This is a genomic window from Ornithinimicrobium panacihumi, assembly GCF_052073805.1.
GTDB classification, from domain to species: Bacteria; Actinomycetota; Actinomycetes; order Actinomycetales; family Dermatophilaceae; genus Ornithinicoccus; species Ornithinicoccus panacihumi.
Map to the genome: position 1 here is coordinate 1 of NZ_JBQGWG010000016.1, position 20,549 is coordinate 20,549.

General features: G+C 68.4%; 19 protein-coding genes and 2 pseudogenes. 11 read left to right on the plus strand and 10 right to left on the minus strand.

Features of this window, described 5'->3' with window-relative positions:
• Positions 1-78 precede the first annotated feature (78 nt).
• On the plus strand, positions 79-1,434 hold the full coding sequence (locus ACTMMA_RS13395) for an IS256 family transposase (protein ID WP_441189501.1): 1,356 nt from the start codon (positions 79-81) through the stop codon (positions 1,432-1,434).
• A gap of 78 nt (positions 1,435-1,512) precedes the next feature.
• On the opposite strand, the gene ACTMMA_RS13400 is transcribed toward ACTMMA_RS13395, so the two are convergent.
• Positions 1,513-1,875 (minus strand): transposase, encoded by a 363-nt coding sequence (locus tag ACTMMA_RS13400; RefSeq protein ID WP_441190632.1) that lies wholly within the window; start codon positions 1,873-1,875, stop codon positions 1,513-1,515.
• 135 nt (positions 1,876-2,010) lie between these two features.
• Here ACTMMA_RS13400 and ACTMMA_RS13405 point away from each other — a divergent pair.
• A pseudogene (locus tag ACTMMA_RS13405) lies at positions 2,011-2,430 on the plus strand (IS30 family transposase); the annotation flags it as partial.
• Complete coding sequence (locus ACTMMA_RS13410; RefSeq protein WP_441190633.1) at positions 2,411-2,761, plus strand: integrase core domain-containing protein; 351 nt, start codon at positions 2,411-2,413, stop codon at positions 2,759-2,761. The pseudogene ACTMMA_RS13405 and the gene ACTMMA_RS13410, both read left to right, overlap by 20 nt.
• A 7-nt stretch (positions 2,762-2,768) precedes the next feature.
• Here ACTMMA_RS13410 and ACTMMA_RS13415 read toward each other — a convergent pair.
• The 7 genes and pseudogenes from ACTMMA_RS13415 to ACTMMA_RS13445 form a co-directional block, all read right to left on the minus strand.
• Positions 2,769-3,319, minus strand: a pseudogene (locus ACTMMA_RS13415) (transposase); the annotation flags it as partial.
• A 286-nt stretch (positions 3,320-3,605) separates the two neighbouring features.
• Positions 3,606-4,268, minus strand: coding sequence for an ATP-binding cassette domain-containing protein (locus ACTMMA_RS13420; protein WP_441190634.1), 663 nt, complete (start codon positions 4,266-4,268; stop codon positions 3,606-3,608).
• Positions 4,265-6,226 carry a bacteriocin-associated integral membrane family protein gene (locus ACTMMA_RS13425; protein ID WP_441190635.1) on the minus strand — a complete coding sequence of 654 codons (1,962 nt, stop codon included), beginning with the start codon at positions 6,224-6,226 and terminating at the stop codon, positions 4,265-4,267. The genes ACTMMA_RS13420 and ACTMMA_RS13425 overlap by 4 nt, the downstream gene beginning before the upstream one ends.
• A gap of 184 nt (positions 6,227-6,410) precedes the next feature.
• Positions 6,411-6,722, minus strand: coding sequence for a lactococcin 972 family bacteriocin (locus ACTMMA_RS13430; RefSeq protein WP_441190636.1), 312 nt, complete (start codon positions 6,720-6,722; stop codon positions 6,411-6,413).
• Between the two features lie 147 nt (positions 6,723-6,869).
• Entirely contained in the window at positions 6,870-7,433 is a 564-nt protein-coding gene (locus ACTMMA_RS13435; RefSeq protein ID WP_441190637.1) for a hypothetical protein, read from the minus strand.
• 181 nt (positions 7,434-7,614) lie between these two features.
• Positions 7,615-7,773, minus strand: a complete 159-nt coding sequence (locus tag ACTMMA_RS13440) for a hypothetical protein (protein WP_441190638.1) — start codon at positions 7,771-7,773, stop codon at positions 7,615-7,617.
• Positions 7,770-7,955 carry a hypothetical protein gene (locus tag ACTMMA_RS13445; protein ID WP_441190639.1) on the minus strand — a complete coding sequence of 62 codons (186 nt, stop codon included), beginning with the start codon at positions 7,953-7,955 and terminating at the stop codon, positions 7,770-7,772. The genes ACTMMA_RS13440 and ACTMMA_RS13445 overlap by 4 nt, the downstream gene beginning before the upstream one ends.
• 243 nt (positions 7,956-8,198) lie before the next feature.
• Here ACTMMA_RS13445 and rbfA point away from each other — a divergent pair, with 243 nt between their 5' ends.
• The 7 genes from rbfA to ACTMMA_RS13480 all read left to right on the plus strand — a co-directional run bounded on the left by rbfA (position 8,199) and on the right by ACTMMA_RS13480 (position 17,010).
• Positions 8,199-8,687 (plus strand): 30S ribosome-binding factor RbfA, encoded by a 489-nt coding sequence (rbfA, locus tag ACTMMA_RS13450; RefSeq protein ID WP_441190640.1) that lies wholly within the window; start codon positions 8,199-8,201, stop codon positions 8,685-8,687.
• Positions 8,677-9,633 (plus strand): tRNA pseudouridine(55) synthase TruB, encoded by a 957-nt coding sequence (gene truB / locus ACTMMA_RS13455; protein WP_441190641.1) that lies wholly within the window; start codon positions 8,677-8,679, stop codon positions 9,631-9,633. Before rbfA ends, truB begins: the two co-directional genes overlap by 11 nt.
• 10 nt (positions 9,634-9,643) lie before the next feature.
• Positions 9,644-10,603 (plus strand): bifunctional riboflavin kinase/FAD synthetase, encoded by a 960-nt coding sequence (locus tag ACTMMA_RS13460; protein WP_441190642.1) that lies wholly within the window; start codon positions 9,644-9,646, stop codon positions 10,601-10,603.
• 1 nt (position 10,604) lies between these two features.
• Positions 10,605-11,720 carry a rod shape-determining protein RodA gene (gene rodA, locus ACTMMA_RS13465; RefSeq protein WP_441190643.1) on the plus strand — a complete coding sequence of 372 codons (1,116 nt, stop codon included), beginning with the start codon at positions 10,605-10,607 and terminating at the stop codon, positions 11,718-11,720.
• Between the two features lie 63 nt (positions 11,721-11,783).
• Positions 11,784-13,625: an AMP-dependent synthetase/ligase gene (locus tag ACTMMA_RS13470; protein ID WP_441190644.1), complete on the plus strand. Its 1,842-nt coding sequence runs from the start codon at positions 11,784-11,786 to the stop codon at positions 13,623-13,625.
• A 262-nt stretch (positions 13,626-13,887) separates the two neighbouring features.
• Entirely contained in the window at positions 13,888-14,955 is a 1,068-nt protein-coding gene (locus ACTMMA_RS13475) for an IS110 family RNA-guided transposase (RefSeq protein WP_441190645.1), read from the plus strand.
• Between the two features lie 87 nt (positions 14,956-15,042).
• Positions 15,043-17,010, plus strand: coding sequence for a TIGR03960 family B12-binding radical SAM protein (locus ACTMMA_RS13480; protein ID WP_441190646.1), 1,968 nt, complete (start codon positions 15,043-15,045; stop codon positions 17,008-17,010).
• 291 nt (positions 17,011-17,301) lie between these two features.
• Here ACTMMA_RS13480 and ACTMMA_RS13485 read toward each other — a convergent pair whose 3' ends face one another.
• Positions 17,302-18,492, minus strand: coding sequence for a phosphoglycerate dehydrogenase (locus tag ACTMMA_RS13485; RefSeq protein WP_441190647.1), 1,191 nt, complete (start codon positions 18,490-18,492; stop codon positions 17,302-17,304).
• Between the two features lie 9 nt (positions 18,493-18,501).
• Positions 18,502-19,578, minus strand: coding sequence for a 3-phosphoserine/phosphohydroxythreonine transaminase (gene serC, locus ACTMMA_RS13490; RefSeq protein ID WP_441190648.1), 1,077 nt, complete (start codon positions 19,576-19,578; stop codon positions 18,502-18,504).
• Between the two features lie 130 nt (positions 19,579-19,708).
• On the opposite strand from serC, the gene ACTMMA_RS13495 reads away from it, so the two are divergent.
• Positions 19,709-20,488, plus strand: a complete 780-nt coding sequence (locus ACTMMA_RS13495) for a TIGR03936 family radical SAM-associated protein (protein ID WP_441190649.1) — start codon at positions 19,709-19,711, stop codon at positions 20,486-20,488.
• Positions 20,489-20,549: the final 61 nt, after the last annotated feature.

A 20,549-nucleotide genomic window follows, 5' to 3' on the forward strand; every position in this document is an offset into this window, starting at 1 on the left:
GGAGGTGTCAGATGGTCTGTGTAAGTGCCGGGTCTCCGACCGAGAAGGAGATTGATTGTGAGCATGACGCACGACGAGATGAGGGCCGAGGACCTGGACCAGGTCGAGGTGGACCAGCGGGCCGAGGCTGCCCGGCTGCGTGAGGAGTTCTTCGACGACGAGCTGGTCGACAAGCTGCTCGCGGCGACCGGTGAGCGCGGGGTGTCCCTGACCGGGGCCGGTGGCTTCCTGCCCGAGATGATCAAGACCGTCCTGGAGCGCGGCATGGGAGCCGAGCTGACCGACCACCTCGGGTACGCCAAGGGCGACGCGGCCGGCCGACGTTCGGGGAACTCCCGCAACGGCACCACCCCCAAGACGGTGAGCACCGAGGTCGGCGACATCGCCCTGGACCAGCCCCGGGACCGCAACTCCACGTTCTCCTCGGCGCTGGTGCCCAAGGGCGCCCGCCGCCTGGGCGGGCTGGAGGACATGATCATCTCTCTGTACGCCGGCGGGATGACGGTGCGCGACATCCAGCATCATCTGGCCGCGACGCTGGGCACCGAGCTGTCCCACGAGACGATCAGCAACGTCACCGACGCCGTGCTCGAGGAGGTCAAGGCCTGGCAGTCCCGCCCGCTGGAGGCGTTCTACCCGGTGATCTACCTCGACGCCCTGGTGGTCAAGGTCCGCGACGGCGCGCACGTGACCAACCGCTCGGCGCACATCGCCGTCGGTGTCGACATGGACGGCATCAAGCACGTCCTGGGTATCTGGGTCCAGGCCACCGAGGGCGCGAAGTTCTGGGCCGGCGTGTGCGCCCAGCTGGCCAACCGCGGCGTCAAGGACGTGCTCATCGTCTGCTGCGACGGGCTGGCCGGCCTGGCCGAGGCCATCGAGGCGACCTGGCCGCACGCGATGGTGCAGACCTGCGTGGTGCACCTGATCCGGGCCTCGATGCGGTTCGTGTCCTACACCGACCGCAAGGCCGTCGCGGCGATGCTGCGCCCGATCTACACCGCCCCCGACGAGGACGCCGCGCTGATGGCGCTGACCACCTTCGCCGACTCCAACCTGGGCAAGAAGTACCCGGCCGCGGTCGCGACCTGGGAGAACGCCTGGGACCGGTTCACCCCGTTCCTGGCGTTCGGGCCCGCGCTGCGCAAGGTCATCTACACCACCAACTCCATCGAGTCGCTGAACTACCAGCTGCGCAAGATCATCAAGAACCGCGGCCACTTCCCCAGCGACGAAGCCGTGATCAAGCTGCTCTGGCTGGCGATCATGAACATCGAGGACAAACGAGCCCGCGAACGAGCCAAGCAGGCCGGCAAAGGCAAAGACCGAAAGTCCGTGCCCCGCCTGGTCGAAGGCGCCACCGTCACCGGCTGGAAAGCCGCCCTCGGCGAGCTCGCCCTCGTCTACCCCGACCGCGTAAACGCCTACCTCTAACCCAATGTGACCCACATCACTTACACAAACATCTTGACAAGCTCACGTGCTCGGCCACCTCGTCCACGGCCGGGTTGATCACCGCCGCGACCGCGGCGGCCTGTCCGCGCTCTCGGAGAGCGTCTCCAAGAGCGCGTGTGCTTTTCCCATCAGGTCCAGCGCGGCCTTGGTGCGGGCCAGCTCAGCCTCGGCCTTCTCCGCCCGCGCCCGCAGCGCCTGCAGCTCCTTGTCCCGCCGGTCTGGCGGCGGGCCGGCCAGCCCGGCCTGCGCACCCGCGGCGGCAGCCTTGCGCCACTCGATGATGTGCGAGCTGTACAGACCCTCCCGGCGCAGGATCGCACCCCGCTCACCGCGGTCGGCCGCTTCGTACTCGGCCAAGATCGCGGCCTTGAACTCGGCGGTGAACCTCCGCCGCTTCGGCTGGTCAGCACGAGGGGACATGACCCCATCATCGGTGCCGACATCAGCAGTCGTCATCGTCATCTCAGAAATCGTCCAAATCTCGCCCCGTGCAGTGCGAAGGTCAACAGTGCTGGTGTCTCACCCCATCCTGACGCACAGGGGGAGGGCTACCGGCACAAGGAGACACCGAAGAATGGCCCAGCACTGGCTGGCTATGGCGCGATCACGATGAAGAACGCGTTGGCGAGCACCATGTCAACGCTGCCCACCCAACTGGCCCGGTCCCTGACGTGGGACCGGGGCAAGGAGATGTCAGCGCACGCAAAGTTCAGTGTCGAGACCGGGATCCCGGTCTTCTTCGCCGACCCGCAGTCACCGTGGCAGCGCGGAACGAACGAGAACACCAACGGCCTGCTGCGTCAGTACTTCCCGAAGGGCACTGACCTGTCCCGCTGGTCGGCCGAAGAGATCGAAGCCGTCGCTCACGCCCTTAACACGAGACCACGGAAGACACTCGGGTGGAAAACGCCAGCAGAAGCGTTCAACGAGCATCTACTGTTGCTCCCACAAGCCGGTGTTGCATCGACTGGTTGAACCCGGTCAATATCGAGCCATCCGCTACACCGAGCGCCTGGAGGAGCTCGGGATCGTTGCCTCGGTCGGGTCCAAGGGCGACTCCTACGATAATGCCGCCGCCGAAGCGCTGAACCGCGTGTTCAAGACCGAGCTCATCCGCCGCCAAGGCCCGTGGAAGACGCTCGAGCACGTCGAGCTCGAGGTCCTGCGGTGGGTCGACTGGTACAACACGACCCGCCCGCACTCCTGGTGCGACTACCTCGCACCCGCAGCGTACGAGAACGCCTACTACGCTGCCCGCAACCCTTCGACGGCAACCGCCGCCGAAGCACACACGACTCTCCACTGAACCCGGGGCGGTTCACCCGCCGCTCGGAGAGGACGTGTCCGGCGTCGGCGAGCTCGTCAGGGATGAAGCGGTACCCGAACCCGCGGTCCTCGGCGTGGATCTGCAGAGCAGCGTTCATCGCGTAGGTGTCGACGAGGTCCCGGCCGCTGACCGGGTTGGCGCACCAGGCGTAGAACGCCTGCGTGGAGAACTGCAGCACCCGGCAGGTCACCGTGACGGGGATCCCGTCGGCGGCAAGGTCACGGACAAGCGGGTACGTCATTTTGGGGACTGGCCCAGCTTCAGGTTCGCCTGGGACAGGTACGCCGCTGCTCGACGCAGCACCTCGTTCTCCTGCTCCAGCAACCGGTTTCGCCGCTTGAGCTCGCGGAGCTCCTCGGACTCAGCCCTCGTCACGCCAGGACGGGTGCCGTCCTCGACGTCGGCCTGGCGCAACCAGTTCCGCGGGCAGGACTCCGAGATCCCGAAGTCTTTCGCGGTCTGCGCGATCGGAGCATCGCCGCGACGGGCCACCGCGACGACATCGTCACGGAACTCCTTGGGGTGGGGTGCAGGCATAGCAACATCCTTCCAGCAGGGACTCCACGTCCCCACAGATCAGGTGTCAACCAGCCCTCCAACAGTCCCGTCTCACGGATCCTGCGTCGCCACGCAGCGCCTCACACCCGTGTCAACTCGTCCCGTTTACCAGCGAGGTGATCCGTCCTGGAAGCAGACCCCGTGTCCGCTGCGGGCGTGGTCCGACCGCGAGCGGGCCCAATTCCCACCCGCCGGTCGAGGCCGGCCCAAGAAGAGCCACCGATGACTCCCTCCGTCTCGGAAAGGTGTTGCGCGTCATACCCGCTCACGCAATCCCCTGCACCGATGTCTTGGTCATACTGAGATCAAGCACCTGATCGCATGCCTCTCTGACCTCGGGGTCGTGGGTGGCTATGACGATTGTCGCGCCCTGCTCGGCCATTCCCCTGAGCTGTCGAAGCACGCCGTGCGCATTCGCGAGATCCAGCGCTCCCGTTGGTTCGTCTGCCAGGATTAGTTTGGCCGACTTCACCAGGAGCCGTGCGAGCGCGACGCGTTGCTGTTCGCCGCCGGACAAGGTCGCGACCTTCGCCTGCAGTCGACCCGATAGGCCGACCGTGTCTAGTGCGCTTTCCATCGCTTGCGTGTCGGTTCGGCCGCGTCCACGCATTGCGACGGATAGGTTCTCTTTCACGCTCGCATCTTCGATCAGTGCGTAGTTCTGAAACAAGTAGCCCAGCACGTCTCTTCTGAATCGTTGACGCTGCCCGTAGGTAAGGTCCAAGAGACTCCTCCCATCGAAGTGGACGCTGCCATGGTCGGGCTCGGTCAACATCCCTATGCAGTTCAGGAGGGTGGATTTGCCTGAGCCACTGGCCCCGACGAGGGCTGTCATGGTTCCAGGCTCTGCCCGCAGGTTTACGTCGTCCCAAAGAAGTCTTTCTCCGAAACTCATACGCAGTGAAGAAACTTCCAAACCCATCGTCATGCCTCACTTATTCCGTTGCGGATGATCCAGCGGTGCGCCAGCAGCAGGGCGATCCCGAACCCACCCGTTGCCAAGAGCGCGACGAGCGACACTGGGACAATATCGAGCACGCCCAACGTTGGAAGGCCCCCTGGAAGGGGAGATATCTCTTGCAGCTGCGCAAGTTCACTTCGCTCTTGCGCCACCCTGAAAGGCGCCCACGCGAGGATGAAAGACAAGAGCAGGGCCTCGACGACGATGAGGGCTCTGTACGTTTTCGATATCCTCCAGCCGTTCAGGTGCTGAACAAAAATGCGTGTCGCAAACTGTTTCGCGTAGCCTCCTGCAACGGCGATACCAGCGAGGAGAAGAACGAGGTAGGAGATCGCGGCAGCGAACGAGGCGCTTCTAAACTCGGACTGCTTCTCCGAAGCTATCAGGTCGGCTTTTGCCGTTGCTGGCGTGACGCTGAGGACGAAGCGCTGGAGTTGTGCATCTTGTTGCACCTGTGCACGTACAACGTCCGGATCGAGCACGATCAGCTCCCCTGCGCTCACGGCCGAGACGTACCCCTCATATGTGTTCGGGGGCATCACGATGATGATCGCGTCGCGCAGGAAGGCCTGTTGGTCTTGCTGGAGGGGGGCGCCGGCTACCTCGGATGGGCTTGAGTATGTGGCAACGACTTGGGAGGCCCTGGCCTCCAGTGTCCGGGTCGACAGGTCACGTCCTGCGTCGCGGGTCCGGAGTTCGAGTAGCGTCTTGGCTTCGGCTACCACCGCTTCCCTGTTGGGCCACAGTTCCGGCGGAATCATGACCGTCACGTCTTGGTTCAGGGCCTCGCGCGACAGCACTGTCTCGTCGTGGAGTCCGATATGTTGCTCGTCCAGATACTTGTCATTGACCAACAGTGTTGGGTGAGGCGCGATCATGGAGTCTCCGCCCCCGATCGTCTCCTGTTTGGCGAGCAGCACTTTCCCTTCGGCATCCAGGTCGGCCAGCCAGGCCTCCACGGTCCGTCCCAGGAGATTCTGGTCCTCCTCGGTGAAGGCATTGCCGAGGGTGAGGACCGCTGCGCCTCGCAGTTCCTGTAGGGGCCGTTCGGCCTCAGCGCGAGCCTGCCCATCGACGAGGAGCGACGCGCTTGTCGCCCCGAGACCGAGAGCTAGGGCGATGGCGGCACTCCGGAGCACGTAGGAGGAAAGAACGATGGTACGCCCAGGTATATCTCCCTTGAGGGCTGCTAGCAGTGGCATGGAATGCGTGACCGCGAGGAGGAGGACGAAGGCCATTCCTACGCCCACAAGAAACACCGTCGATATTGCGAGGGCCTGCAGGACGAGAGGGCCCAAGCCGACTCCATCGAAGCGCGCGACCGTCAGAGCCACACCGACGATGAGGGTTGCGACGCCGCCGGCCAGCCAAGCGTAGAAGAACGGGACTACCTCTTGGCGCCACCCCGAGAGCAGTCTTCGACCATGCATCCGGGCAATGGCGTAGCGTCTTGTCCGTGTGACCACGAACGCGGCAGTGGTCCCGAAGAGAAGCAGAACAAACGCGGCAATAATGGTTTTAGCGCTTTGGGGCAGCTGTCCCAGCTGGGGCGAAGTTGTCAGAGCCTGGGGGAGCGTTTCTGCTCCGTGTTCATGAAGGACGCGTGTGGCAATCAACGTGTCCTCTGAATCTCCGAAGACAACCCAGTTCCCGACGGGACTGTGCAGTCCCAGATCCGTGAGGGGTTGGACGGTGGTGTGCATCGCGTCCCCGAAGTCCAGGAAGTTGTCGGGTGTTCCCGGCTTCACTATGCCGGGGCCCGCGACGTAGAGGGTCCTGGCGACGCGACTGTTTTCCGGGTCTGGGACCAGCTGACCCAGTTGGAAGCCTCCGTCGTTGGCGGCCTCTTCGATGTCGCGCCGTAGGTCGGCCGCCGACTCCTTACCGCTCCACTGCGTGATTGTGATCAGCTGCTGGGCCGGCATTGGGGCAAGATTGCTGCGTGCTTCAACGACCTGGTAGGCCAGGAGCAAGGCGATGACCCAAGACGCGACCATCAATAGTCGCAGTGTCGTTCTTAGCAAGAGACCCCTCCAACGGGCTTATAATAGGGGTGGTCGAGGCCGGTTCCGTCGGCCTCGACCACCCCGTCTGGTGACGGTCAGACACTCACCCTGAGCAACGAGCCTTCGCCCAGTATGAGCTGTCCACCGCCCCTGGCTTGGCACGCTGTGAGTCGTTGGCCCACTTGCCCTTGGTGGCGTCGGTGCAGCTGTACTCGCCCCACGCGTTGATGGTGCTGCCCCGGTGGGTCACGTCACGGTGGTAGTAGTTGGAGTAGACGATCGTGCCGTTCGTCGTGGTGCCGTAGCTCCACGTGCCCCCACCGGCAGGGACGACAACCGCGAGGGCCGGAACGGCCGCCCCCGCGACGAGCGCTGCGCCGGCGACACTGGACAGGATCTTGCGCTTGATGTTCATGATTTTCCTCTCCGCGAGGGGATGATTGCGGGCGAGTTTGTTCTCGACCGAGCCCCTCGGCAGGGAGATTACACGGCAGAGACGGGGCAGCAAGTGACTTTACCAAGATTTTACTTTCGGCCGGATCGAGGAGGTCGTGAACGCTGTTCACGGCGACTTGATCTGGGTCGTGGATTCTTCGGGGTCGGTGATCTTGGTCAGGTGCGGCCACTCGTGCTTGACGGTGCCGTTGAGGGACTCGACCCAGGCCTGGTCGGTCGGGGTGGCCGGGCGGCCGAAGTGCTGGGCGATGGCGACCATGGCCATGAACTTGCGGGTGTGCGCCGAGATCATCTGTGAGCCGTTGTCGGAGACGGCCAGCAGGATCGGGGTGAGCTCGTCCTCACCGTCCAGGCCCAGGTCCCGGTCCAGGGCCTCGGCACGCTCGAGCGCGACCTCGAGCAGGCCCTCGACGTCCAGGGCCCGCTCGAAGGCGAGGCGGACCTGGGTGTGGGTCTCCTCGGCGGAGACGACCGTGGTGATCCACCGGCGCGAGACGAGGTCCTCGATGAACAGGGCGCCCACGCCGGCGGCGACGAAGTGCGTCGTGTCGTAGATCCAGATGGAGTTCGGGGTGTAGGAGGCCCAGTCCGGGAACGGGCGCCGCTGGCTTGGCGATGCCCGCGGTGGGTGACGAAACCGCAGGTCATGGTCGTTCAGGACCCGCCGCACCGTGGACGGGGCGGCCCAGAACAGGCCCTCGTAGGAGCCGCGGCGCGCCGGCGCACGTCCAGGCCGAGCACCGCGCAGGCCTTCTCCACCGGCCAGCCCTGTTCCGTGGCGTGCTGGACTAAGTCCAGCAGGGCTTCCTTGACGCCGGCCTCGACCCGGGTCGGGACAGGCGCGGTGGGCGTCAAACCGAGCCCCCTTTTCCCTCGACCAGCGTCAGCTTCACCGCCAGCTCCTTGACCGCTTCGCCCAGCCGAGCGATCTCGGCGTTGGCCTCCTCCAACTCGAAATCGCGCTGGCTCTTGCCGGGCGTGCCCGGTTTGGAAGCGGCCAGCGCCGTCATGGCCCGTCCTTGGCGACCTGCCGGAGCCGGATGATCGTGGACCGGTCCACCCCGGCCTCGGTCGCGGCCTGGGCGATCGTGGCCTCGCCACGGACCAGCCGCAGCCAGATCTCATACTTCGCCGAGGGCGACAGGACCTTCTTCGGTCGCCGTATCCTCGGCATCGAGGCATCGTTGCTCATCGTGCACCCTCCTGAAGGTGTCACGAGGACCGTACCGATGTGGTTTGATCCGGCGCCTCAAACCGGACACGAACGCTCAATCAACTCATGCTCCCGCGGGCGTGCGCGGCCAGACCCCACTCGACGGCCAGCAGCGGCAGCACCGCCACGCGACCGGTCAGGAGGCACCTCGCCATACCTCCCAGGGTACGCGCCTTCCGTAGGATGGTCCGGCCCCACCCCACCGAGCCCCAGGAGGACACCATGGCCGACCCGGCCCGCGCCCGCAGGATCGCCGAGCGCATCAAGCAGCTGGTCACCCAGGGGCTCTCCCAGGTGGTCAAGGACGAGCGGGTCGGCTTCGTCACCATCACCGACGTCAGGGTGACCGGTGACCTCCAGCACGCGAGCGTCTTCTACACCGTGCTGGGCACCGACGAGGACCGCACCACCGCGGCGGAGATCCTGGAGGAGTACCGAGGTCGCCTGCGCTCCTTCGTCGGCAAGGGCCTGGGCATCCGCCTGACCCCGAGCCTGGAGTTCATCCTCGACGCCCTGCCCGAGGACGCCCAGCACCTCGACGACCTGCTGCGCGAGGTGGCCCGGCGCGACGCGGAGCTCGCGGCCGCCCGCACGGCCGCGGGCTACGCCGGTGAGGCGGACCCCTACAAGAAGCCCCGCACCGACGACGACGAGGACGAGACCGACGCCGACGCCGACGAGATGGACGACGCCTCGACCGATGGCCGCTGAGGGGCCCGCAGTCGGCGACGGGCTCCTCGTCGTCGACAAGCCCGCCGGCTGGACCAGCCACGACGTCGTCGGGCGCGTCCGCCGGCTGACCCGCACCCGTCGCGTCGGCCACGCCGGCACCCTCGACCCGATGGCCACCGGCGTCCTCGTCCTCGGCGTCAACAAGGGGACCAAGCTCCTCACCTTCCTCGTGGGTCACGACAAGGGGTATGCGGCGACCGTCCGCCTCGGTCAGCGCACCCTGACCGACGACGCCGAGGGGGAGGTCACCGGCGGCGCCGACGCCGGCGCGGTCTCCGCGGCCCAGGTGGCGGCGGCCGTCGGGGGGCTCACCGGCGAGATCCAGCAGGTGCCCAGCGCCGTGAGCGCCATCAAGGTCGACGGGAAGCGCTCCTACGCCCGGGTCCGCTCCGGCGAGGACGTCGAGCTGCCCGCGCGGCCGGTCACGGTCGGCCGCTTCGACGTGCTCGCGACCCGTGCCGCGGGGCAGACCGGGCCGGACGGGGCGGTCGTGCCGGAGGGCTGCCTGGACCTGGACGTCGAGGTGGAGGTCTCCTCCGGGACCTACGTGCGTGCGCTCGCGCGGGACCTGGGCGCGGCGCTGGGGGTGGGTGGCCACCTGACCGCGCTGCGTCGCACCCGCGTCGGTGACCTCACCCTGGACCGCGCGGTGAGCCTGGACCAGCTGGACCCGGAGCACGGACCCGGCCCTGCCGCATACCTCGTGGGGCTGGCGGACGCCGCCCGCGCCGCGCTGCCGACCCGCGAGCTGACCGAGGAGGAGGCCCGCGCCCTCGGCTACGGGCAGCGGATCGACTCCGCCGAGGCCGGCCGCGACGTGCCGGTCGCGGCGTTCGGCCCCGACGGCACCCTGGTCGCCGTGCTCGACGAGAGCCGCGCCCAGGCCCGACCCCACGTGGTCCTCGCCCCCGCGGGGCAGAAGTAGAGTGACGCCCGTGCACCGCTGGAACAGCTTGGACGAGGTCCCCGACACGCTGGGCCCCACCGTCGCCACCCTCGGCAACTTCGACGGCGTCCACCGTGGCCACCGGGCGGTGCTGAAGACCGTTACCGACCTTGCCGCCGAGCGCAGCCTCGCCGCGGTCGCGGTGACCTTCGACCCGCACCCGGTCGCCGTCCTCCACCCCGAGCGGGCGCCCGAGGCGATCGCCGGGCTCGAGCACCGGCTCGCGCTGCTGGAGGAGGCCGGCCTCGACGGGGTCGTGGTCATCGAGTTCACCAAGGAGTACGCCCTCCTGACCCCGGAGGACTTCGTGGTCGAGACCTTCGTGGAGGGGTTGCGCTCGCAGGTCGTCGTGCTGGGCAAGGACTCCCGCTTCGGGCTGCACAACAGCGGCGACATCGAGACCATGCGCGACCTCGGCCGCGAGCACGGCTTCGAGGTCGTCGTCCAGGACACCGTCGGCGAGGTCGACGAGGGTCGTCGCACCTGGTCCTCGACCGCGCTGCGGGACGCGCTGGCCAGCGGGGACATGGAGTCGGCCACCGAGATCCTCGACCGCCCCCACCGCGTCTCCGGCGAGGTCGTCCACGGGCACCACCGCGGCCGTGAGCTGGGCTATCCCACCGCCAACCTCTCCCACGACAGCGACGGGCTGATCCCCTCCGACGGCGTCTACGCCGGTTGGCTGGAGCGTCCCGAGCTGGCCGAGGACCACCCCGACCGTCGGCTGCCGGCGGCGATCTCGGTCGGGACCAACCCGACCTTCGACGACGTCGTCCGGCGCACGGTGGAGGCCTACGTGCTGGACCGCACCGACCTGGACCTCTACGGCGAGACCGTGTGGGTCGACTTCGTCCACCGCCTCCGCGGCAACGTGCGCTTCGACTCGATCGAGGCGCTCCTGGAGCAGATGGCCCAGGACGTCGACCGCACCAGGGAGCTGCTGGGCTGACGTGGACGGCGCGACGCGCTCGCTGCGCTCCCGCTACGCCTCGACCGACTGGGGCCTGTTCGTCGCCGCGCTGGGCCTGTCCATCGTCGGGGCCGTGCTCGTCTGGTCGGCCACCAAGGAGTCCGTGGGGTCTGCCCTCGCCGTCCGGCACCTGGTCAACACCGCCATCGGGCTGACCATGGCGCTGGCCCTGGTCGCCGTGGAGGTGCGGTGGTTGCGGGCCGTCGCGCCCTGGATCTACGTCGCCGGGCTGGCCGGTCTGGTGCTGGTCCTGACCCCCGCGGGCCAGACCGTCAACGGCTCCCGGTCCTGGCTCTTCCTGCCCGGCGGCTTCTCCCTGCAGCCGGCCGAGCTGGCCAAGATCGGGCTGGTCATCGGGCTGGCGATGATCCTCGCCGAGGGGCGCGACCCCTTCCGGCCGCCGCAGTGGCGCGACGTCGTGCTGGCCTGGGTGCTGGCAGCGGTCCCGGTCGGGCTCATCCTCCTGCAGCCCGACCTGGGCAGCGCGCTGGTGCTGGGGATGCTCACCCTCGGCGTCGTGGCGGCCTCGGGAGCCTCGTGGCGCTGGACCATGGCGGCGCTGGTGGCCACCGCCGCCGCAGTGGTCGCCGCGATCAGGGTGCCGCTGCTGGACCCCTACCAGGTCGACCGGCTGCTGGCCTTCCGCGACCCGTCCCTGGACCCGCAGGGGATCGGCTATCAGACCCGCCAGGTGCGCCTGGCCATCGGCTCCGGAGGGTGGAACGGCACCGGTCTGGGGCAGGGCCCCCAGACCCAGGGCGGATTCATCCCCTTCCAGGAGACCGACTTCATCTTCTCGGTGGCGGGGGAGGAGCTGGGATATGCGGGATCCCTCGGCCTCATCCTCCTGCTCGGTTTCCTCGTGGTCCGAGCACTGCTGATCGGGTCGCACAGCCAGGATCCGTTCGGGCGGCTCGTCGCCGTCGGCGTCGCCTGCTGGCTGGCCTTCCAGATCTTCGAGAACGTCGGGATGAACCTCGGGCTGATGCCCGTGACGGGCCTGCCGCTGCCCTTCCTCTCCTACGGCGGGTCGTCGATGATGGCCTGCTGGCTGGCCATCGGGCTGGTGGCGGCGGCGCAACGCGGCGACAGGTAGTTGGTGCCGGCCCCCTCGTCTGCGAAGATTGCCCTTACCCGTGCGTGCGACGAAGGAGTTGACATGGCCCGTTCCGTGACCGATGAGAAGGTCGACCTGAGCCTGATCGAGAACCGTGCTGCCTCGGTAGGGCACATGTTCCGCGAACGGGTGCAGGCCCTTCCCGGGGCCGAGGCCTTCCGGTCTCCCCAGGGCGAGGAGTGGGTCTCCCTGACCTGGACCCAGGCCCGCGACCGGGCCTACGCCCTGGCCGCCGGCCTGATCGAGTTGGGCGTCGAGGTCGAGGAGCGGGTGGCCCTGGCCAGCTCCACCCGCCTGGAGTGGGTGCTGTCCGACCTGGCCGTCATGTGCGCCGGGGCCGCGACCACCACCATCTACCCGACCACCGTGGCCGACGACGTGGCGTTCATCGTGTCCGACTCCGGCAGCCGCGTCGTGATCGCCGAGGACATGCACCAGGTGGCCAAGCTCCGCGACTACCGCGACTCCCTGGGTGATGTCGTCAAGGTCGTCGTCATCGACGGCGAGGGCGACGGCGACTGGGTGATGAGCTACGCCGAGCTCGAGGAGAGCGGCCGTGCCCGGCTGCAGACCGAGCCGGGTCTCGTGGACGCCCGTATCGACGCGACCGGCCCCGACAGCCTGGCCACGATCATCTACACCTCCGGCACCACCGGTCGGCCCAAGGGCGTCCGCCTGCCGCACTCGGCCTGGACCTACGAGGCCGCCGCCGTCGACGCGACCGGCATCCTGAGCCAGGACGACCTGCAGTTCCTCTGGCTGCCGCTGGCCCACGTCTTCGGCAAGGTGCTGCTCACCCTGCCGCTCCAGATCGGCTTCCCCACCGCCGTGGACGGCCGCCAGGAGAAGATCGTGGAGAACGTCGGCATCATCAAGCCCACCTTCATGGGTGCCGCCCCGCGCATCTTCGAGAAGGCCTACGGCAAGATCACCACGATGATGCACGACGAGGGCGGGGTGAAGGCCAAGCTCTTCGACTGGGCCGCCCAGGTCGGCAAGGACGCGGCCGAGATCCGCGCCTCCGACGGCGAGCCCGGCGGGCTGCTGGCCGTCAAGCACAAGCTGGCCGACAAGCTCGTCCTGTCCAAGATCCGGGACCGCTTCGGCGGACGCGTGCGCTTCTTCATCTCCGGCTCGGCCGCCCTCAACCCGGACGTGCAGCGCTGGTTCCACGCCATGGGCCTGACCATCATCGAGGGCTACGGGCTGACCGAGTCCAGCGCTGCCTCGATGGTCAACCGGCCGGCCGGCAACCGGGTCGGCTCGGTGGGCTGGCCGTTGCCGGGCACCGAGGTGAAGGTCGGCGAGGACGGCGAGATCCTGCTGCGTGGCCCGGGCATCATGACCGGCTACCACCAGAACGAGGAGGCCACCCGAGAGGCTCTGACCGAGGACGGCTGGCTGCACACCGGTGACATCGGCGAGATCGACGAGCAGACCGGCCACGTGCGGATCACCGACCGCAAGAAGGACCTGTTCAAGACCTCCGGCGGCAAGTACGGCGCGCCCTCGCACATCGAGTCCCTGTTCAAGGGCATCTGCCCCTACGCCAGCCAGCTCATCGTCGAGGGCGACGGCCGCAAGTTCGTCTCCGCGCTGATCACCCTCGACCCCGAGGCGATCACCGCCTGGGGCGCCAAGCACGGCATGGCCGGCGACTCCTACGCCCAGATCGTCGGCTCGGACAAGTGCCGGGAGATGGTCCAGGGCTATGTCGACGAGCTCAACGCCAAGCTCAACCGCTGGGAGCAGGTCAAGAAGTTCCACATCCTCGACCACGACCTGTCCGTCGAGGATGGCGACCTGACGCCGAGCATGAAGCTCAAGCGCAAGACCGTCGTCAGCAAGTACAAGGACGACCTCGACAAGTTCTACGTCGACTGACTGTGAGGATTCCCTTCGCAGCCTGATGGTGATGGGCTGTGTCTGGTGATCACGAGCGTGACCCTTCGACTGACTGGCTTCGTGCCTTTCGCGGGACTTGTCCGCTCGTGGTCGCCGGCCCCGGCCCGGTCGGAGCAGCTGGCCTGATCAGGAGCTTGACCGTCCTGGCGTTGACGGCGCCCGGACGTGTCTCATCACAGTCCTGCCGAGTCTCCGCCCCGGACCGGAACCACGTCCCCGTTCCGGCAAGGAGGAGAACGCAATGCCCAGTCTGACCGATCTGCGCGAGGTCGTCGACGTCATCATCGGCGTCGACACCCACGTGCACACCCACTCGGCCGCCGTCGTGGAGACCGGCACCGGTGGGGTGCTGGATGAGATCACCGTTGAGGCCACCGCCGACGGTTACGCCCGGCTGGTCGAGTTCGCCGACGAGCACGCGGTCCTGCGAGCGTGGGCGATCGAGGGGACCGGCGGTCACGGTGCCGGCCTGGCGCGCCACCTGGCCAGCCGCGAGGAGCTCGTTGTCGAGCTGGACCGTCCCGAGCGTGCGCACCGGCGCAACGGTGCCAAGTCGGACCCGTTGGACGCGGTCCGGGCTGCCCGGGAGGCACTGTCACGAGCCCGGTTGGGCACCCCGCGTGCCGGTGGCGACCGGCAGGCGCTGTCGGTGCTGCTGGCGGCGCGACGCTCGGCGGTGCAGGCATCTACGGATGCTCAGCGTCAGGTGTTCAGCCTGGTCATCGCCGCACCCGAGCAGATCCGCGACCGGTTCCGCGGCCACAAGCTGCCCGCCATGATCCTCATCGCCTCACGGCTGCGCACCCGTGCCGACTGGGACGTCGAGACCCTCAGCACGGTTACCGCGCTGCGGTCCCTGGCCCGTCGTGCCCAGGCCCTGACCCAGGAAGCTGCCGAGCACGAGAAGGCGATCCTGGCCATCGTGCGCTCCTGGCGGCCCGACCTGCTCGCCCAGCCCGGCGTCGGACCGATCGTGGCCGCGACCGTGCTGTGCGCCTGGTCCCACCCGGGCCGCATCCACTCCGAGGCGGCCTTCGCGATGCTCGCCGGAGTCGCCCCGATCCCTGCCAACAGTGGCCAGGTCACCACCCGTCACCGACTCAACCGCTACGGCGACAGAGCGCTCAACCGCGCCCTGCACACCATCGTGCTGTCCCGGGTCCGCTATGACGAGAACACCCGCGCCTACGTCACCCGCCGCACCACCGAGGGCAAGACCCCACGCGAGATCAAACGCTGCCTCAAGCGCTACGTCGCCCGAGACATCTACCGACTCCTCGAGCACCAATCCGCCCAGGCAACCGATTGACAGACCATAGGAGCGTCCTGAGCACGAGGTGGGCCCGCTCCGAGGAGAGTTCTCCCCGGGGCGGGCTCACCGCATACCCTGGAAGGCATGTCAGCAGCACCCACGATGCGCCGCGCCGCCCCCGGTGAGTCGCTCCTGCCCGCGCTCGAGCCGCTCCTGGAGCAGGTGAGCAAGCCGGTCCAGTACATCGGCGGCGAGCTCAACTCCCAGGTCAAGGACTGGGACTGCGGCGGTGAGTCGACGGCGCGCTGGGCGCTGATGTATCCCGACGCCTACGAGATCGGGTTGCCCAACCAGGGCGTCATGATCCTCTACGAGGTCCTCAACGAGCGGCCCGACGTCCTGGCCGAGCGCACCTACGCGGTCTGGCCGGACATGGAGGCGCTGATGCGGGAGCACGGCATCCCGCAGTTCACCGTCGACGGCCACCGCGCGGTCGGCGACTTCGACGTGCTGGGGCTCTCGTTCTCGACCGAGCTCGGCTACACCAACATGCTCACCGCCATCGACCTGGCCGGGATGCCGCTGCACGCCCGCGACCGTCGCGAGGACGACCCGATCGTCATCGCCGGCGGGCACGCCAGCTTCAACCCCGAGCCGATCGCCGACTTCATCGACGCCGCCATCGTCGGCGACGGCGAGGAGGCGGTGCTGATGACCAGCCGGATCATCAACGCCTGGAAGAAGGCGGGCCGCCCGGACGGCCGCGAGGGCCTGCTGCTCGAGCTCGCCCGCACCGGTGGCGTCTACGTGCCGGCGTTCTACGACGTCAGCTACCTGCCCGACGGACGCATCCAGCGGGTGGCGCCGAATCGGCACGGGGTGCCCTGGCGCGTCGCCAAGCACACGGTGATGGACCTGGACGCCTGGCCCTATCCCAAGCAGCCGCTGGTGCCGGTGACCGAGTCGGTGCACGAGCGGATGTCGGTGGAGATCTTCCGCGGCTGCACCCGCGGTTGCCGCTTCTGCCAGGCCGGGATGATCACCCGTCCCGTGCGCGAGCGCTCGATCACCGGGATCGGCGAGATGGTCCAGCGGGGGCTGGAGGCGACCGGGCTGGACGAGGTCGGCCTCCTGTCGCTCTCGTCGGCGGACCACAGCGAGATCGGCGACATCGCCAAGGGTCTGGCGGACCGCTACGAGGGCACCCAGACCGGGCTGTCCCTGCCCTCCACCCGTGTCGACGCCTTCAACATCGACCTGGCCAACGAGCTGACCCGCAACGGGCGACGCTCGGGCCTGACCTTCGCGCCCGAGGGCGGCTCGGAGCGGATGCGCAAGGTCATCAACAAGATGGTCACCGAGGAGGACCTGATCCGGACGGTCTCCGCGGCGTATGCGGCCGGCTGGCGGCAGGTCAAGCTCTACTTCATGTGCGGACTGCCGACCGAGACCGACGAGGACGTGCTGGAGATCGCCGACCTGGCCAAGAAGGTCATCGACACCGGCCGCGAGGTCTCCGGTCGTCGCGACATCCGGTGCACCGTGTCGATCGGCGGTTTCATCCCCAAGCCGCACACGCCCTTCCAGTGGGCCGCCCAGCTGGGGCCGGAGGAGACCGACGCGCGCCTGGCCAAGCTGCGCGAGGCGGTGCGCTCGGACCGCCGCTACGGCTCGGCGATCGGCTTCCGCTACCACGACGGCCAGCCCGGCGTCGTGGAGGGGCTGCTGTCCCGCGGTGACCGGCGGGTGGGTGCGGTGGTCGAGCAGGTGTGGCGTGCTGGTGGCCGCTTCGACGGGTGGAACGAGCACTTCTCCTACGAGCGCTGGATGGCCGCCGCCGAGGAGGCCTTCGCCGGAGAACCGGTGGACGTGCAGTGGTACACCACCCGCGAGCGCGGCGAGCACGAGGTGCTGCCCTGGGACCACATCGACTCGGGCCTGGACAAGGAGTGGCTCTGGGAGGACTGGCTGGACGCCCTGGACGAGCGCGAGGTCGAGGACTGCCGTTGGACGCCCTGCTTCGACTGCGGCGTCTGCCCCCAGATGGACACCGAGATCCAGATCGGCCCGACCGGCAAGAAGCTGCTGCCGCTGAGCGTCATCCGCTCCTGAGCGGCACCCACCCGCGCGACCCCCACCCGAGCGCTCCACCCCTGTACGTACCGGCGTGCACAACGGCGAGATTCGCCGCATACCTGCAGGAAGGTGCGCTTTGCGCACGCCGGTGCGTACGGGGCCGTCGTGGAGGACGGGACCGAGACGGCAGAGCGGCGCGCGGAGAGGGAGGCGCGGGAGGCGCTGAGGATGCCCCTGAGACGCCCTACGGGTTTGCTCCCTGACAGCGAGCAAACCCGTAGCGGGCTGCGGGGCCGGTCTCAGCTCGATCGGAACGGGCAGGAATGCTCAGATCTTGCGGGCGCGGACGACGCCGTCGATGGCCAGGATCTGCTCCTTGAGGCTGTCCTGCACCTCGCCCTCGACGTCGACGAGGGTGTAGGCGAAGTCGCCGCGGGCCTTGTTGGTGAACTCCGCGACGTTGAGCCCGGCCTCGGCCAGCACGGCCGTGATCTGACCGATCATGTTGGGCTTGTTCTCGTTGAAGATGCCCAGACGGGTGGTGCCGGGGGTGCGGGCCATCTGCACCTCGGGGAAGTTGACCGAGTTGCGGATGTTGCCGTTGAGCAGGTAGTCGGAGAGCTGGTCCACGGCCATGACCGCGCAGTTGTCCTCGGCCTCGCCGGTGGAGGCGCCCAGGTGCGGCAGCGTGATGACGCGCGGGTGCACGGCCCCGGCCTCGGTCGGGAAGTCGTTGACGTAGGAGTGCAGGTGACCAGACTCCAGCGCCTCGATCACGGCCTCCTCATCCACCACGCCGCCACGGGCGAAGTTGAGCACGACCGCACCCTTGGGCATCAGCGCGATCCGCTCCGCGCTGACCAGGCCCTTGGTGCCCTCGACCAGCGGCACGTGCAGGGTGATCATGTCGGAGCGGGAGAAGAGCTCCTCGACGCTGTTCACCTGCTCGACGTTGGGGGAGAGCTGCCAGGCGTTCTTGATGGTCACGGCCGGGTCGTAGCCCAGGACCTTCAGCCCCAGGGACTGGGCCGCGTTGGCGACCAGCACACCGATCGCGCCCAGGCCGATGACGCCCAGGGTCTTGCCGGGCAGCTCGAAGCCGGCGAACTGCTTCTTGCCCGCCTCGACCTGCTTGTCGAGGTCCGTGCCGGACAGGCCCTGCTCGGCCACGAGGTCACGGGTGTAGTCGGCGGCGTGGTAGAGATTGCGCGCCGCCAGCAGCATGCCCGCGATCACGAGCTCCTTGACGGCGTTGGCGTTGGCGCCCGGGGTGTTGAAGACCGGGATACCGCGTGCCGCCAGCTTGTCGACGGGGATGTTGTTGGTGCCCGCACCGGCGCGGGCCACGGCATACAGGCTCTCGGGGAGCTCGACCGAGTGCAGGTCGGCGGAGCGGACGAGGATGCCGCGCGGATCGGCGATGTCGGTGCCGATGTCGAAGATGTCGCGATCCAGGCGCTGCAGGCCGACCGGGGAGATCGCGTTGAGGGTCTGGATGGGGAAGGTGCCGTTGGTCATCTCTGGGGGTCAGCCGTTCTGCTTCTCGAAGTCGGTCATGAAGTCGACGAGGGCCTGGACGCCCTCGAGCGGCATGGCGTTGTAGATGCTCGCCCGCATCCCGCCCACGCTGCGGTGCCCGCCGAGGCCGGACAGCCCGGCCTCCGCCGCCTGGGCCACGAAGGGCTTCTCCAGGGCGGGGTCCGGGACCAGGAAGGGCACGTTCATCCACGACCGCGCCTCGGGGGCGACCGGGTTGGAGTAGAAGTCGGAGGCGTCGATCGCGCCGTAGAGCAGGTCGGCCTTGGCCTTGTTGCGCTCGGCCATCGCGGTCAGTCCACCCTGCTGCTCGACCCACTCCAGGACGAGGCCGACGAGATACCACGCCAGGGTCGGGGGAGTGTTGAGCATCGAGTCCGCCTCGGCCATGGCCTTCCAGTCCAGCGCGCTGGGCACCTCGGGGCGAGCCTGGCCCAGCAGGTCCTTGCGCACGATGACGACCACGAGTCCGGACGGGCCGAGGTTCTTCTGCGCCCCGGCGTAGATGACGCCGAACTTCGACACGTCGAGCGGACGGGACAGGATCGTGGAGCTGGCATCGGTCACGAGCGGCACGTCGGTGCTCGGCACGTAGGGGAACTCGACGCCACCGATGGTCTCGTTGAGGGTGTAGTGGAGATATGCCGCGCCCTCCGGCACCTCCAGGCTCCCCTCGGCCGGGACGGTCGAGTAGTTGGAGGCCGCCTCGTCGGCGATCACCTGGACGTCCAGGTACTTCTTGCCCTCGGAGATGGCCTTCTTGCTCCACGCCCCGGTGTTGACGTAGGCGGCGCTGCCGCCCGCGGCGGACAGGTTGAGCGGCACCGCGGCGAACTGGCCGGTCGCGCCTCCCTGCAGGAACAGGACCGCGTAGTCGTCGGGCACGGAGAGCAGGGAACGCATGCGCGACTCCGCCTCGGCGGCGATGCCGACGAACTCCTTGGAGCGGTGGGACATCTCCATCACCGACATCCCCGAACCTCGCCAGTCGGTGAGCTCGGACTGGGCACGCTCCAGGACGTCGCGGGGCATGGTGGCTGGGCCGGCAGAGAAGTTGTGGACGCGCACGGGTCTTCCTCGGGGGAGTGGGTGGACGATCGACTCCCGGCTCGCCGCGGCGCGCCTGGGATCGGTCGCGCTCGCCGTCGAGCTTCTAGTGAGGTCTACGCTACCGCCCGCGACCGCCTACCCTGACGGCATGTCCGGTTCTCGACGTGTCCCCGAAGGACCCGCCCCCGATCCCGCCGTCCAGAAGCTGCGGGTGCGCTATGCCAAACGCGGTCGTATGCGGTTCACCTCCACCCGCGACTTCCAGCGCGCCCTGGAGCGCGCGGTCCGCAAGGCCGGGCTGCCGATGGCCTTCTCGGCGGGCTTCCACCCCCACCCGAAGATCTCCTACGCCAACGCGGCACCGACGGGGGCCGCGAGCGAGGCGGAGTATGTCGAGATCTCCCTGACGCGCGCCATGGATCCGCACGAGGTGGGTCCCCGTCTCGACCGAGGACTGCCGGAGGGGCTCGACGTCATCGACGTCGCGGACGTCACCGCGCAGCCCGGCGCGCTCGCGGACCGGCTCCAGGCCAGCCTGTGGGCGATGCGCTTCCGGGCCGCCGACCGAGGGCCCGAGGTGCTCTCGGCCCTGCCCGGGGCCGTGGACGAGCTGATGGGCCAAGACTCCTACGTGGTCCAGCGGATGATGAAGAAGGGCCTGCGCGACCTCGACGTCCGGGCCGCGCTCCTCGATCTCACGATCCAGCCTTCGGGGGGCCCCGTCGCGGGCGCGGAGGTGTCGCCCGATGACGTGGTGGTGCTCGCCGCGGTGCACCACACCACACCGACGGTGCGGCCGGAGGAGATCTGGACCGCGCTCCGGGCCGTCTCCGGCCAGGATCTGCCGCGCCCCTTGAGCACCCGGCTGCGCCAGGGGCCGGTGCTCGACTCGGGTGTCGCGGAAGACCTCTCCGACGCGGTCGTGTGAGATACTGACGTTCGGCCGGGCAGAGGGCCACACCGCTGCCCGACCCGGCGAGAGTTGCCGC